The organism is Streptomyces sp. NPDC012474 (assembly GCF_042955185.1).
In the GTDB taxonomy this organism is placed as follows: Bacteria; Actinomycetota; Actinomycetes; order Streptomycetales; family Streptomycetaceae; genus Streptomyces; species Streptomyces cahuitamycinicus.
Window position 1 is genome coordinate 110,103 of record NZ_JBIBEP010000002.1, and the last position, 14,026, is coordinate 124,128.

Here is a 14,026-nt window from a genome sequence, read left to right on the forward strand (position 1 = left end):
ACCCGCCTCCCCGCGGACCTCTCCCCCGTGGCCCGCCTGCCCGCCGTCGTCCGCCTCGGCGTCACCGGGCTCGGCGCCGTCCTGCGGGGCGGTCTTCGTGATGGCCACGGGCCCGGTACCTCCGGTGGTGCGCGAGGGCATTGCCCATTCCCTCCCCTTGCGTACGGACGACGACGGCCGGGCGTTCACACGACACCGCCCCCTTCTGGAACCGGCCGTCCCGGTGAGGCAGTCTTCTCCCCGTGGGGAGCGTTCCGAACCAAGGTCAGCCGAGTGATCCGGCCACGCACATGATCGTGTGCGGTGACGACGGGCTCGCGCACCGGCTGGCCGCCGAACTCCGCGGTGTCTACGCCGAGCAGGTCACGCTCGTCGTACCGCCCTCCGGAAGGCAGGTGCGCCGACCCGTGGCCGGGCGGGCCCGGGCCGCGTCGGCGGCGCTGCTCGACCGGGTGGTGAGCGCGGCCGCCGGCCGAGCGGGGGCGGGCGGCGGCGAACCGGCCCCGATCGAGCAGGTCGTCGAGGCCGCCGAGGTCACCGAGGCCGTGCTCACCGAGGTGGGCGCCGACCGGGCGGCGGCGCTGGCGCTCGTCTATGACGACGACGAGACCAACATCCGCGCCGCGCTCACCGCCCGCCGGTTCAACCCCCGCCTCCGCCTCGTCCTCCGTCTGTACAACCGGCGGTTGGGGCAGCACATCGAGGAACTGCTGGACCAGACCGCCGCCGTCACCTCCGGGGACGGGCACGGGGCGGGCCTCGACACCTCGACGACGGTGCTGTCGGACGCCGACACGGCCGCGCCCGCGCTGGCCGCCACGGCCCTCGTCGGCACCAGCAAGGTCCTCCAGACGGAGGGGCTCGTGCTGCGTGCGGTGGAACGGCAGCCGCCGCGGCCGGGCGAGGTGGCCGACCCGGGGCTGTGCACCCTGGCGCTGCTGTCGGCGACGAGCAACGACCCGGCCGGCGCGGACGGTTCCGAGGGCAGCGGGGAACTCGGGCCGCAACTGCTGCCGGACGAGGCGGCGGTGGCGGCGGCGACCGGGCGCGCCACCGTCGTCCTGGAGCAGGTGTCGTACTCCGGGCCGCCCCTGCCCGCCGGGCGGGGTGGCGTGCCGCCGTTCGCCTCGCTGTTCTCGCGGCGGCTGCGGTGGTCGCTGGCCGGGCTGGTGGGCTGTGTGCTGGCGCTCGCCGTCGCGTTGACGGTCGTGACCGATGAGCATCCGCTGTACGCGACGTACGTGACGCTGCTCGACCTGTTCGGCATCAACGATCCCGCGTTCCACGAGTCGACCGGGGAACAGGTGCTGCAACTGCTGTCCGGGCTGGTCGGTTTGCTGCTGCTGCCGGTGCTGCTGGCCGCGGTGCTGGAAGCACTCGGCACGTTCCGCAGCGCGTCCGCGCTGCGCAAACCGCCGCGGGGGCTCGGCGGGCATGTGGTGCTGCTCGGGCTCGGCAAGATCGGGACGCGGGTGCTGACCCGGCTGCGGGAGCTGCAGACCCCCGTGGTGTGCGTGGAGTCCGATCCGGACGCCCGCGGGATGGCCACGGCGCGACGGCTGCGGGTGCCGGTGGTGCTCGGGGACGTCACGCAGGAGGGGGTGCTGGAGGCCGCGAAGATCCACCGCGCGCACGCGCTGCTGGCGCTGACCAGTGCGGACACGACGAACCTGGAGGCGTCGCTGTACGCCCGGTCCGTGCGGCCCGATCTGCGGGTCGTGCTGCGGCTGTACGACGACGACTTCGCGACGGCCGTGTACCGCACGCTGCGGGCCGCGCATCCGTTCGCCGTCACGCGGAGCCGGAGTGTGTCGCATCTGGCCGCGCCCGCGTTCGCCGGGGCGATGATGGGGCGCCAGATCCTGGGCGCGATCCCCGTGGAGCGGCGGGTGCTGCTGTTCGCGGAGGTGGAGGTGGCCGGGCATCCGCAGTTGGATGGGCGGACGGTCGGGGAGGCGTTCCGGGCCGGGGCCTGGCGGGTACTGGCGCTCAACACGTCACCTCCCGGGGGACGGCGGGGAGAGGCCGAGCCCGCGGGCGAGGAGCGGGTACCGGCTTCGGGACTGGTGTGGGATCTGCCTCCGACGTATGTGCTGGGGCCCGGGGACCGGGTGGTGCTGGCGGCGACTCGACGGGGGCTCGCGGAGCTGCTGGGGCGGAGGCGGCGGGAGCGGTCGGGCGCGTAACGGGACGCCCGAACGCCCCAAGGGCGCGAAGCACGCCCCGGTCGGCGGGCGCGGCGGCCGTCCCGGCGGCCAGGGTGCGCAGGCTGGCCGCGCCGTCGCGCCCCAAGGGGCGCGGGGAACTGCGCGATCGGCCACTGCGCGACCGGCCAGCCCGACCCGCAGCCGCCGAAACCACCTCCATCCCCCGAGCTACTGGGCGCCCGGCTTCCCCTTGAGGTGCCTCTCCGCGAACTCCAGCTCCAGCCGCACCTGCTTGATCCGCTCGTCCACCACCAGCGACCCGTGACCGGCGTCGTAGCGGTACACCTCGTGCACCGCGCCTCGCGCCTCCAGGCGCTTGACGTAGTTCTCGATCTGGCGGATCGGGCAGCGGGGGTCGTTGACGCCGGCCGAGATGTAGACCGGGGCCTCGACCCGGTCGACGTAGGTGAGGGGGGACGAGGCCTCGAAGCGGTCGGGGACCTCCTCGGGGGTGCCGCCCAGGAGCGTGCGGTCCATCGCCTTCAGCGCTTCCATCTCGTCGTGGTACGCCGTGACGTAGTCGGCGACGGGCACCGCCGCGATGCCGAGGGTCCACGCGTCGGGCTGGACGCCGAGGCCGAGGAGGGTGAGGTAGCCGCCCCAGGAGCCGCCGGTGAGGACGAGGCGGTCGGGGTCGGCGAGCCCGGAGCCGACGGCCCATGCGCGGACCGCGGCGATGTCCTCCAGTTCGATGAGGCCGACGCGGTGCTTCAGGGCGTCCGTCCAGGCACGGCCGTAGCCCGTGGAGCCGCGGTAGTTGACACGGATCACCGCGTAGCCGTGGTCGACCCAGGCCGCCGGGCCCGCCGCGAAGGAGTCGCTGTCGTGCCAGGTGGGGCCGCCGTGGATGTCGAAGACCGTGGGGAGCGGGCCGGTGGTGCCCGCGGGCTTCTGGATGAGGGCGTGGATGCGGCCGCCCGGGCCCTCCACCCACACGTCCTCCACCGGCACCGAGCCGGGCGACTTCATGCCGGGCGGGTCGAGCACGACGCCGCCCGCCGTGGAGCGGACCGCGGACGGCTCGGCCGCCGAGGACCACAGGAACTCCACGCTGCCGTCGGGCCGGGCCGTCGCACCGGACACGGTGCCCGGCGGGGTCGGGATCTCCGTGAGGGCGCGGCCGGCCAGGTCGTAGCGGAACAGTTCGCTGCGTGCCTCGAAGCTGTGCGCGATGAGCAGGCCGCTGCCGTCCGGGTACCACTCGGCGCTGACGTCGCCGGGCAGTTCAAGCGCCAGGTCCGCCTCCTCGCCGGTGGCCACGTCCCACACCAGGGGCTCCCAGCGGCCGCGGCGCTGGTGGCCGATGAGCAGGCGCGTGTCACCGTCGACGGGGGCGAAGCCGAGGACCTCCAGGCCCAGCTCGCGGGTGCCGCCCTCGGTGTCGTCGAGGTCGGCGACCGCCGTGCCGTCGGGGCGCAGGACGCGCAGCGCGGAGTGCATCGCGTCGCCGTGCTCGGTGTGCTCGACGGCGATGAGCGAGCCGTCGTGGGAGAGGTCGCCGACACCGGCCGACTCGCGGTGACGGTAGATCTCCACCGGTTCCTCGCCGGTGCGCACCAGGTGGATGGTCGTGCCGTCCTCGTCCGTGGAGCGGCCCACGACCGCCGTGCGCCCGTCGCGTCCGAGGGCGAGACCCGCCGGGTAGGAGGCCTCCAGGCCTGCGGCGGCCGGTTCGTCCGCGCCGCCCGCGAAGGGCTGGCGGCGCCACACGCCGAACTCGTCGCCGTCCTTGTCGTCGAACCACCAGATCCACGCGCCGTCCGGGGACAGCACACCGTCCGTCGTGCCGTTCGGCCGGTCCGTCACCTGGCGCTGCCCGCCCGTCGACCGGTCCCAGGCGTACAGCTCGTACGTCCCGGTCGCGTTCGAGACGAACAGGGAGCGGTCCGGCGCGTCCTCCGCCCAGTCGGGCAGGGAGACCCGGGGCGCCCGAAAACGCTTTTCCCAGTCCGGCATCCGCTCCTGCTGTCCCGCCTGTACCGCCTGCTCGTGCTGGTCCCGCTGGTCCCGCGCGTCGGACCCGTTGCTCTCAGTCATGGCCCCATACTGCACGCCCCGGCCGACAATGCGCTGGCGAGGTCCCCAGCCTGTGGATAACCTCCACCGGTTCCCCCTGCCGCGCCGGCCCGGACCCTCGCGCGACGTCGATCTCGCCGGGGCCGGAGAGGCCCGGCAACCGCTCTCTGCCGCACCTGCGGTGCCACCTCGGCCGCACCCCCGACCTCGGCCGGAACCCCCGCCGTGCCCTCCCCGTTGCCGACCCCCGCGGGCAGGGCCTGCCCGACAGCCCCGTACCGTGGGGGTGTGTACCGGTTTCTGCTGACGCCCCGATGGTGGGGGATCAACGTCTTCGTGCTGTTGTCCATCCCCTTCTGCATCTTCATGGGGTCCTGGCAGCTGAGCCGGTTCGAGGACCGTGTGCAGGACCATCGCACCGCGACCGAGCAGGTCGCCGAGGCCGGACGCGAGGCACCCCGTCCCCTCAAGGACATGCTGCCGGTGACCAAGGCCACCTCCGGGAAGCTGGTCACCGCGAGCGGGCGGTACGGCAAGCAGCTGCTGGTGCCCGGGCGGGAGCTCGACGGCAGGCAGGGCTTCTACGTGCTGGCACTGCTGCGGACCGACTCGGGTGAGGCGCTGCCGGTGGTGCGCGGCTGGCTGCCCGGGGCCTCGGGCACGGCACGGGTTCCCGCCCCGCCGGCCGGTGAGGTCACGGTCACCGGGGCGCTGCAGGCGTCGGAGACGCCGGGAGACAACGGGGTCAGTGCGCAGGGCGGGCTGCCGGCCGGGCAGACGGCGGCGATCAGCGCGGCGTCCCTGGTGAACCTGGTGCCCTACGACGTGTACGACGCGTGGGTCACACTGTCGAAGGGTGACGCGGGGATGAAGGCGGTGCCGGCTGCCGCGCCGCCGGACTCGGGGCTGGACCTGAAGGCGTTCCAGAACCTGGGCTACACCGCCGAGTGGTTCGCCTTCGTGGGGTTCGTGATCTTCATGTGGTTCCGGCTGCTGCGGCGTGAGGTGGAGTCCGCGCGGGATGCCGAGCTGGGACTGGTGCCGGATGAGGAGCCGGTCGCCGTGGACGCCGCCGTGCAGTGAAGGGCGTCTGCGCCGGGGCCGGGTGGGTCCGCAGCCCGGCGAAGCGGGGTGCCTCCCCCGAGCTCTCCGGGCAGGGCCCCCCAGCGCCCACCCTCCCCCGAGCTCTCCGGGCAGGGGCCCCAACGCCCACCCTCCCCCGAGCTCTCGGCTTCGCTCGAGCGGGGAAGACCGCCATCGTCCTTGGCGGCACGGTTGCCCGTAGCTGAGCCGGATCGGCAACCCGCGCTCCGCGCCTACGCCCCCGCCAGCACGCCCGTCCAATACACCGTGCCCGCGCACGCGTTGGACACCGTCACCGAGGTGGCACCCGAGCCCGTGCCCGGGGTGTACGTCACCGCCACGCTGCCGTCGACCGTGCCGTCCTCGGTGACCAGCTGGGGGGCCGCGCCCGTGTCGCCGCCGGTGGAGGTGCCCGCCGTGGCCGCCGGGTCCTCCGACGGGGTGGGGTCGGGGCTGGGGTCGGGACCGCCGACGCTGCCGCCGGGGGTGGGGCAGGTCTCCGAGGGGACCCAGGCGAACTTCACGTCGTAGCCGATGCCCGGCTGGAGCACCAGCTGGGCGGCCTCCAGGGACGGGTCGGGCAGCAGACCGGCCGCCGCGTCACCGGCGGTGTGCCGGGCCGAGCCGACCTTGCTCATGTCGGCGGCGCCCTGCGGCAGCGCGCTCACCGAGCCGGGGCCGGTGACCGTACAGGCCGCGGCGGAGACGTTGACGACGCGGAAGGAGCCGGAGACCGCGCCCGTGGAGTCGGGGGCGCCCGCGCTCGCGGAGGCGGGTCCGAGCTGGGCCGCGGTGCACGCCTGAATGCCGGCCGCGGCGGTGGAGGAAGGGTCGGTGCCGCCCTGGGACGCGCCGGTGGAGGCGCCGGGTCCCTTGTCCTCGTCCTTCTCCTTCTTGTCGCTCTTCTCCTTGCCCTCGGCCTTGCCGGAGGAGCCGCCCGCGGTGCTCTCGCCGCCGTCCGGGCCCTTCCCCTCGCCCGAGCCGCCCTGCGTCTCGGAGGCGTGGCCGATGGCGGACGGGTTGGCGTCGGAGCCGGTGGCGTTGGAGACGTGCACCAGGGCGGGGATGGCTGTGCCGATGAAGAGCGCGGCGGCGGCCATGCCGACGACGGCCTGCCGCTTGCGGGTCCGCCGCTGGGGCACCGCCTTGCGCAGGTACTCCAGGGTGCCGTCGCGCGGCTCCACCTCCTGCACCACCTGGTGCAGCATCGTGCGCAGGTCCAGCTCGTCCGAGCCGAGCCCGTCCGGGCTCTGGTCGTCGGGGCCGTCGTTCACAGTTCCGTTCCCAGTGTGCGATTGCTTCGGATCTTGCCCGTGCAGCGTTGTCGGCGCCTGCCACTCGTCGAGGCGCTCGGCGGGTTCGGGGCCTTCTCGCCCGTTGCCGCCCGCGCCGTTGCGCTCACTCATGCCGACGCCTCCATGGCCAGCCGGAGTGCCGCGATACCGCGCGAGCCGTACGCCTTGACCGAGCCCAGCGATATGCCGAGGGTCTCGGCGACCTGCGCCTCGGTCATGTCCGCGAAGTAGCGCAGCACCAGCACCTCGCGCTGGCGGCGCTGCAGCCCCTTCATCGCCTTGATGAGGGAGTCGCGCTCCAGCTGGTCGTAGGCGCCTTCCTCGGCGCTGGCCATGTCGGGCATCGGCTTCGACAGCAGCTTCAGGCCGAGTATGCGGCGGCGCAGCGCGGAACGCGAGAGGTTGACGACGGTCTGGCGCAGGTAGGCCAGGGTCTTCTCGGGTTCGCGGACCCGCTTGCGGGCGGAGTGGACACGGATGAACGCCTCCTGGACGACGTCCTCGCAGGAGGCGGTGTCGTCGAGGAGGAGGGCGGCGAGACCCAGCAGCGAGCGGTAGTGCGCGCGGTAGGTCTCGGTGAGGTGGTCGACCGTGGTGCCGGCCACCAGGCCGTCCTCCGCGCCGTCACGCTGGTCGGGTATGCGGGCCGGCCGCGCTGCGGGCACGGGCGCGATCACCGGCATGCCACCGGGCGTACCGGCCATGCGGGGTCGTAGAGCCGCCGGACGGGGCGGTCGAAGGACCGTGCCGCGTGCCGCGCTGAAGTCGAGTACCTCTGCCACGCCTGTTGGACACGCTGACCCCTGTGAGGGTTGTACGTGCCGGGCAACACTTTCACGCCGACCGTCGCCGTCGACGGTCTACCCGCGTCAGGCAGCACAACCGATGGTGCATCAAATGCCCTCATGCGTCCCGCTCTTCCCCTATGTCCAAATGTGAACGGACGTCCCCACGCCCGGTTCCAGGCGTCCCCACGCCTGATGAAGCGCTCCCACGGCCGAAGTGCGACCGCAAAGACGCTCCCCGCCCTCCGCGCGGTTGCGGAGGACGGGGAGGTAAATCCTCTGATGCCGAAGCGCCATGGACAAGTGGTCCGGACCATCGACCGGCTCACATGTCGTGCACAGATCCTACAAACCGCCTGTGACATCGGCCGGGGTGTTCTGACGCAGCGAAACTTCACGAAAACCGGTCGCGGACCCCGTCAGGGGAGCTCGGCCGCGACCAGCTCGGCGATCTGCGCGGTGTTGAGCGCGGAGCCCTTGCGCAGATTGTCCCCGCACACGAACAGCTCGAGAGCCGTCGGGTCGTCCAGCGCCCGCCGGACCCGCCCGACCCAGGTCGGGTCGGTGCCGACCACGTCGGCGGGGGTGGGGAACTCCCCCGCGGCCGGGTTGTCGAACAGCACGACACCGGGCGCCGTGGCGAGGATCTCGCGGGCCTTGTCGACGGTGACCTCGCCCTCGAAGCGGGCGTGCACGGTCAGGGAGTGCGTGGTGATCACCGGCACCCGGACACAGGTGACGGCCACGGGAAGACGGGGCAGCCCGAGGATCTTGCGGGACTCGTCCCGCACCTTCAGCTCCTCCGACGACCAGCCGTCCTCATGCGCCGTACCGGCCCACGGCACGACGTTCAGCGCGACGGGCTCCGCGAACGGCCCGGTGTGGTCCCCGACGGCCCGGCGTACATCGCCGGGGTTGGTCCCCAGCTCCGTGCCGGCGACCAGGGACAACTGCCGGCGCAGGGTCGCCACGCCTTCACGCCCGGCGCCGCTGACGGCCTGGTACGAGGAGGCGACCAGCTCGCGCAGCCCGAACTCGGCGTGCAGCGCGCCCAGGGCCACGATCATGGAGAGCGTCGTGCAGCCGGGGTTGGCGATGATCCCGCGCGGGCGCATCCGCACGGCGTGCGGGTTGACCTCGGGCACGACGAGCGGCACGTCCGGGTCCATCCGGAACACGCCGGAGTTGTCGACCACCACCACACCCTTGGCGGCGGCGACGGGCGCCCACCGCCCGGCCACCTCGTCGGGGACGTCGAACATGGCGACGTCGACCCCGTCGAAGGCCTCCTCGGTGAGCGCGAGGACCTCGGTCTCCTCGCCGCGCACGGTCAGCTTGCGGCCGGCCGAGCGCTGGGAGGCGATCAGCCGGATCTCGCCCCAGACGTCCGCCCGCTGGGACAGGATCCGGAGCATGACCGTGCCGACGGCTCCGGTCGCCCCCACCACGGCAAGCGTCGGACGCCCGGACCGTACGGTCCGGGCGTCCTGTCGGAGATCGGCCATCAGCGGCCGGTGCCCCCGTAGACGACGGCCTCGTCGCTGTCGGAGTCGAGCCCGAACGCGGAGTGCACGGCACGGACGGCCTCGGGGACGTCGTCGGCACGCGTGACGACCGAGATGCGGATCTCGGAGGTCGAGATCAGCTCGATGTTCACGCCCGCGTCGGACAGGGCCGTGAAGAAGTCGGCCGTGACACCCGGGTTGGTCTTCATGCCGGCGCCGACCAGGGAGATCTTGCCGATCTGGTCGTCGTAGCGCAGCGAGTCGAAGCCGATGCCGGCCTTGTTCTTCTCCAGCGCGTCGATGGCCTTGCGGCCCTCGGTCTTCGGCAGCGTGAAGGAGATGTCCGTCAGGCCCGTGGAGGCCGCGGACACGTTCTGCACGACCATGTCGATGTTGATCTCGGCGTCGGCGATCGTGCGGAAGATCGAGGCCGCCTCGCCCGGCTTGTCCGGCACGCCGACGACCGTGACCTTGGCCTCGGAGGTGTCGTGCGCGACACCGGAGATGAGAGCCTGCTCCACCTGCTTGTCCCCTTGCTGTGTCGTGCGAACGACTGGCTCGCTGCTGACCCACGTGCCCTGCAGTCCGCTGAAGCTGGACCGGACGTGGATCGGGATGTTGTACCGGCGGGCGTACTCCACGCAGCGGTGGAGCAGCACCTTCGACCCGGACGCCGCCAGTTCGAGCATGTCCTCGAAGGAGATCCAGTCGATCTTCCGGGCCTTCTTCACCACCCGCGGGTCGGCGGTGAACACGCCGTCGACGTCGGTGTAGATCTCGCAGACGTCGGCGTCCAGGGCGGCGGCGAGAGCCACCGCCGTGGTGTCGGAACCACCGCGGCCGAGCGTGGTGATGTCCTTGGTGTCCTGGCTGACGCCCTGGAAACCGGCCACGATCGCGATGTTGCCCTCGTCCACCGAGGTCTTGATCCGGCCCGGCGTGACGTCGATGATCCGGGCCTTGTTGTGGACCGAGTCGGTGATGACACCCGCCTGGCTGCCGGTGAACGACTGGGCCTCGTGGCCCAGCTTTTTGATCGCCATGGCCAGCAGGGCCATGGAGATCCGCTCTCCGGCGGTCAGCAGCATGTCGAGCTCGCGCCCGGCAGGCATCGGGGATACCTGCTCGGCGAGATCGATCAGCTCGTCCGTCGTGTCGCCCATCGCGGAAACCACGGCAACCACCTGGTTGCCGTTCTGCTTCGCTTCCACGATCCGCTTGGCGACGCGCTTGATGCCCTCGGCATCGGCTACGGAGGAGCCTCCGTACTTCTGCACGACAAGGCCCACGTGCGCTCCTCGCTCAATCCGTCTCTGTCCGCTCATACGCATTCGTACCGCGGTCGGCTCAGTCTAACGAGCGTCCGAAAAACCCCTCCGCGATATCGCATGGTGAGATCTCGGGACCCGTCCAGAGTCGCTCATGCCCATCTGGGCACACGCCACGCGGAAAAGTGCCCGGCGTCACAATCGCACCTGGTCCGGTACAGGTCAGACAACTTTCAAGCACTAGGGTTCGGCTGTGCGCGTACTCCTGGTGGAAGACGATGAACCGGTCGCCGAGTCCCTGCGCCGTGGCCTCACGCGCTACGGCTTCGAGGTCGAGTGGGTCACCACGGGCGAGGCGGCCCTCAGCCACGAGGGCCCCTACGACGTCGTCCTGCTCGATCTCGGCCTGCCCGACACCGACGGCCTCGACGTCTGCAAGGCGCTGCGCGAGCGCGGCGACGTCCCGATCATCGTGATCAGCGCCCGCAGCGACGAGACCGACCGGGTGGTCGGCCTGGAGCTCGGCGCGGACGACTACGTCTCCAAGCCGTTCGGCGTGCGGGAGGTCATCGCGCGGATAAGGGCGGTGATGCGCCGCACGCGGCCCCGCACAGCGGGCACGCCCGAGGCCGGGCCCGACCGCTACGGCACCCGCCTGACGATCGACCGCAAGGCGGCCCGGGTGCGCCTGGACGGCGAGGAGGTCGCCCTCGCGCCCAAGGAGTACGACCTGCTGGCCTTCCTCACCGAGGAGCCGGGGGCGCTGATGTCGCGCGAGCAGATCATGGAAGCGGTCTGGGACGCGAACTGGTTCGGCCCGACGAAGACGCTGGACGTGCACGTGGCGGCGCTGCGGCGCAAGCTGGCGGGGGTGATCACCATCGAGGCGGTGCGCGGGGTCGGCTTCCGGCTGGAGATCGCGAAGGCCACCGGCGGGGACGGCACCAGCTCATGATCCGCCAGCTCGTCCGCAGCTACGTCCTGCTCGTCGCGGTCGCCATCGCACTGTTCACCGTGCCGGTGGCGTTCACGCTCACGGACCAGCTGCGGGGCGACACCAGGTCGGCCGTCCTGCGCGAGGCCGACGCCATGGCCCTGCTCCTGGGCGACGGCCGCGCCGCCTCCTGCCAGGCGCTGGAGGAGATGGCCAAGGCCTACGACGACGAGATCCAGGTGACCCGCACCGCGAAGTGCCCGGCGGACCTGCCGCGGCCGACGGCGGACGCGGCCCTGACCAGGGCCCTGGAGGAGGGTGGATCCACGACCGACTGGGGCTCCTCCTTCATCTGGGGCCCCGAACTGGAGATCACGGTGCCGGCCCGCGCGGCCGGCACGGACCGGGTCGTCGGCGCCGTGCGCATCCTGTACTCGACCGACGAGATGACCAGCCGGCTCTGGCAGATCTGGGGCTTCCGGGCGGTTCTCGCCGTGCTCGTCCTCGGGGTGGCCGCCCTGCTCGGCGTCGTGGTGGCCCGTCGCCTCACCCGGCCGCTGCGCCAGCTCAACGACATGGCCAGCAAGTTCAGCGACGGTGATCTGACGGCCCGCTCCCCCGTGACGGGCCCGCCCGAGACCCAGACCCTGGCGCGCACCCTCAACCAGGGCGCCGAGCGCCTGGACACCCTCATCGCGGCCCAGCGCATCTTCGTCGCGGACGCCTCCCACCAGCTGCGCACCCCGCTCACGGCGTTGCGGCTGTCCCTGGACAACATCGCGGACGGCGTCGACGACGAGTTCGTCCGGGAGGACGTGGAGCAGGCGACGGCGGAGGTCGTCCGGATGAGCCGGCTGGTCAGCGGGCTGCTGGTGCTGGCCCGGGCCGAGGCGAAGGTGACGGCGGCCGAGCCGCTCCCGCTGATGGACATCGTGCGGGAGCGGCTCGCCGTGTGGAGGCCGGCCGCCGACGAGCGCGGAGTCACCATCGCGCTCAGGGGGAGTACCGACGGCCGGCCGTCTGTGCTGGCCAGTACCGGTCATCTGGACCAGATGCTGGACAACGTGCTCTCCAACGCCCTGGAGGTCTCGCCCGACCGCGGGACGATCACCGTGCGGGTGGAGCCCCGGGGCGATGTGGTGGGAGTGTCCGTCATGGACGAGGGACCGGGCATGTCGGACGCCGAGAAGTCCCGTGCCTTCGACCGCTTCTGGCGCGGCCAGGGCCTGACCGGGAAGTCCGGCTCCGGCCTCGGTCTCGCCGTCGTCAAGCAGCTGGCCACGGACGACGGCGGCACCGTGGCGCTGACGGACGCTCCCGGTCGCGGCCTGTGCGTGACGATCACGCTACGGGCGTCCCACCGGGGCGGCTGACCCGGCTCAGCCCTGCGGCATCTTCGAGGAGTGGTGGTTCACGATCAGCCACCTGCCGTTCGGCTGCTTCTCGTAGGCGTAGGTGTAGCGGGCCTTGACGGCGCTCCTTCTCGCCCGTGTCGTGGTCGGTGAGCTCGAACTCGTACACACCGGTGTCGATGACGGTGTCGCGGTCGAGGACGTTGACGACGGACTCGACCTTCGTGCCGACCGGCTCGTTCCGCAGGAAGTGCTCGAAGTAGTCGACGATCCCGGCTCTGTCCGTACGGACCTGGTCGGAGACCGTCGGCAGCAGGACCGCGTCCTTCGCGTACAGGTCGGCGACCTTCTCCGGGTCACCGGTCCGCAGCGCCGCGTTCCACTGGTCGAACAGCCCGAGCACCTGCGTCTTGGTCACCGGCTGGGCGTGCTTGCCGCCCTTGCTCCCGGGATCGGCTCCGGCGACCCCCGCACCGAGGGCGAAGGTGCCGGCGGCGAGGACCGCGGTGGCGGTGACGGCGACGGCTGCGCGCCGGCGGGCGGGGCGACGGTTCATGACACCTCCGGTGTGATCGAGGGAGTCGGCCTGCCTCCGCGTTCTCTGCGGTGGAAGTGACTCCAGCCTCGCGTCTCACCGTTTAGGGGCCGTACAGCGCGCGTGCAGGGCACGTACAGGAAGCCGCCAAAACACGCTGCGTGACCGTGGGCCGGGCGCTACGGTCGGGGCATGGAGATATCGCGCTACGTGGCGTTCAGCACGGATCCCGAGGGCGGCAACCCCGCCGGAGTGGTGCTCGACGCGAGCGGCGCCGACGACGCGGCGATGCTGGCGACGGCGGCCGAAGTGGGCTATTCCGAGACGGCGTTCGCGGTGGAGGCCTGCGACGGCTCCCTGAACGTCCGGTACTTCAGCCCGCTCGCCGAGGTGCCGTTCTGCGGTCACGCCACGATCGCCACCGCTGTCGCCCACGCGCAGCGGCACGGCACCGGGCGGCTGCTGCTGCGCACCGCGGCGGGCCTGGTCACCGTCACCACGGACCGGGCGGCGGACAGCACTCTCGTGGCGACCCTGGTGAGCGTCGCCCCGCGCACGGCCCCCCTCGATGAGGCCGACCTCACGGAGCTGCTGGCGATCCTCGGCTGGTCCGCCGGGGACCTGGACCCGGCCCTGCCGCCCCGGGTGGCCTTCGCCGGAGCCTGGCACCCGGTCGTCGCCGCCGCGACCCGGGACCGGCTGGCGGACCTGGACTACGACATGGCCGCGCTCACCGCCCTCATGGCCGCCAGGGACTGGACCACGATCGACCTGGTCTGGCGCGAGTCCCCCACCGTCTTCCACGCCCGCAACCCGTTCCCGCCCGGCGGCGTGAGGGAGGACCCGGCGACAGGAGCGGCGGCGGCCGCCTTCGGCGGCTACCTCAGGGAACTCGGACTCGCGCCCACACCCGCGACCCTGACGATCCATCAGGGCGCGGACATGGGCCGCCCGAGCACCATCACGGTGACGGTACCGGCGGACCCGCACAGCGGAATCGGCGTCACCGGTACGGCCGTTCGGATCTGACCGGCTACTCGGATCCG

The 14,026-nt window shown here is 72.4% G+C and carries 10 protein-coding genes and 1 pseudogene; 5 read left to right on the top strand and 6 right to left on the bottom strand.

Annotated features, from left to right (window positions below; translation table 11 throughout):
• The first annotated feature begins 290 nt into the window (after nucleotides 1-290).
• Nucleotides 291-2,186, top strand: coding sequence for an NAD-binding protein (locus tag ACFY9S_RS05275; RefSeq protein ID WP_391124224.1), 1,896 nt, complete (start codon nucleotides 291-293; stop codon nucleotides 2,184-2,186).
• A gap of 189 nt (nucleotides 2,187-2,375) precedes the next feature.
• Here ACFY9S_RS05275 and ACFY9S_RS05280 read toward each other — a convergent pair whose 3' ends face one another.
• On the bottom strand, nucleotides 2,376-4,244 hold the full coding sequence (locus tag ACFY9S_RS05280) for a prolyl oligopeptidase family serine peptidase (RefSeq protein ID WP_391123219.1): 1,869 nt from the start codon (nucleotides 4,242-4,244) through the stop codon (nucleotides 2,376-2,378).
• Between the two features lie 267 nt (nucleotides 4,245-4,511).
• Between ACFY9S_RS05280 and ACFY9S_RS05285 the strand changes: the two genes are divergently transcribed.
• The gene (locus ACFY9S_RS05285; RefSeq protein ID WP_391123222.1) at nucleotides 4,512-5,306 is read left to right on the top strand and encodes an SURF1 family cytochrome oxidase biogenesis protein; all 795 of its coding nucleotides are present in this window, start codon (nucleotides 4,512-4,514) and stop codon (nucleotides 5,304-5,306) included.
• Between the two features lie 233 nt (nucleotides 5,307-5,539).
• Here the strand turns inward: ACFY9S_RS05285 and ACFY9S_RS05290 are convergent, their stop codons facing one another.
• The 4 genes from ACFY9S_RS05290 to ACFY9S_RS05305 all read right to left on the bottom strand — a co-directional run bounded on the left by ACFY9S_RS05290 (nucleotide 5,540) and on the right by ACFY9S_RS05305 (nucleotide 10,180).
• The gene (locus ACFY9S_RS05290) at nucleotides 5,540-6,712 is read right to left on the bottom strand and encodes a hypothetical protein (RefSeq protein WP_391123225.1); all 1,173 of its coding nucleotides are present in this window, start codon (nucleotides 6,710-6,712) and stop codon (nucleotides 5,540-5,542) included.
• Entirely contained in the window at nucleotides 6,709-7,284 is a 576-nt protein-coding gene (locus ACFY9S_RS05295) for a SigE family RNA polymerase sigma factor (RefSeq protein WP_102911793.1), read from the bottom strand. The genes ACFY9S_RS05290 and ACFY9S_RS05295 overlap by 4 nt, the downstream gene beginning before the upstream one ends.
• 521 nt (nucleotides 7,285-7,805) lie before the next feature.
• On the bottom strand, nucleotides 7,806-8,891 hold the full coding sequence (locus tag ACFY9S_RS05300) for an aspartate-semialdehyde dehydrogenase (protein ID WP_391123229.1): 1,086 nt from the start codon (nucleotides 8,889-8,891) through the stop codon (nucleotides 7,806-7,808).
• A complete protein-coding gene (locus ACFY9S_RS05305) occupies nucleotides 8,891-10,180 on the bottom strand; it encodes an aspartate kinase (protein ID WP_391123232.1) in 1,290 nt (429 codons plus the stop codon). Before ACFY9S_RS05305 ends, ACFY9S_RS05300 begins: the two co-directional genes overlap by 1 nt.
• Nucleotides 10,181-10,412: 232 nt before the next feature.
• Between ACFY9S_RS05305 and ACFY9S_RS05310 the strand changes: the two genes are divergently transcribed.
• Both ACFY9S_RS05310 and ACFY9S_RS05315 read left to right on the top strand, forming a co-directional pair.
• Nucleotides 10,413-11,114 carry a response regulator gene (locus ACFY9S_RS05310; protein ID WP_391123235.1) on the top strand — a complete coding sequence of 234 codons (702 nt, stop codon included), beginning with the start codon at nucleotides 10,413-10,415 and terminating at the stop codon, nucleotides 11,112-11,114.
• Complete coding sequence (locus tag ACFY9S_RS05315; protein ID WP_391123238.1) at nucleotides 11,111-12,466, top strand: ATP-binding protein; 1,356 nt, start codon at nucleotides 11,111-11,113, stop codon at nucleotides 12,464-12,466. The genes ACFY9S_RS05310 and ACFY9S_RS05315 overlap by 4 nt, the downstream gene beginning before the upstream one ends.
• Before the next feature lie 6 nt (nucleotides 12,467-12,472).
• Here ACFY9S_RS05315 and ACFY9S_RS05320 read toward each other — a convergent pair.
• A pseudogene (locus tag ACFY9S_RS05320) lies at nucleotides 12,473-13,001 on the bottom strand (SgcJ/EcaC family oxidoreductase).
• Between the two features lie 171 nt (nucleotides 13,002-13,172).
• Here ACFY9S_RS05320 and ACFY9S_RS05325 point away from each other — a divergent pair.
• Nucleotides 13,173-14,009 carry a PhzF family phenazine biosynthesis isomerase gene (locus ACFY9S_RS05325; RefSeq protein WP_391123241.1) on the top strand — a complete coding sequence of 279 codons (837 nt, stop codon included), beginning with the start codon at nucleotides 13,173-13,175 and terminating at the stop codon, nucleotides 14,007-14,009.
• Nucleotides 14,010-14,026: the final 17 nt, after the last annotated feature.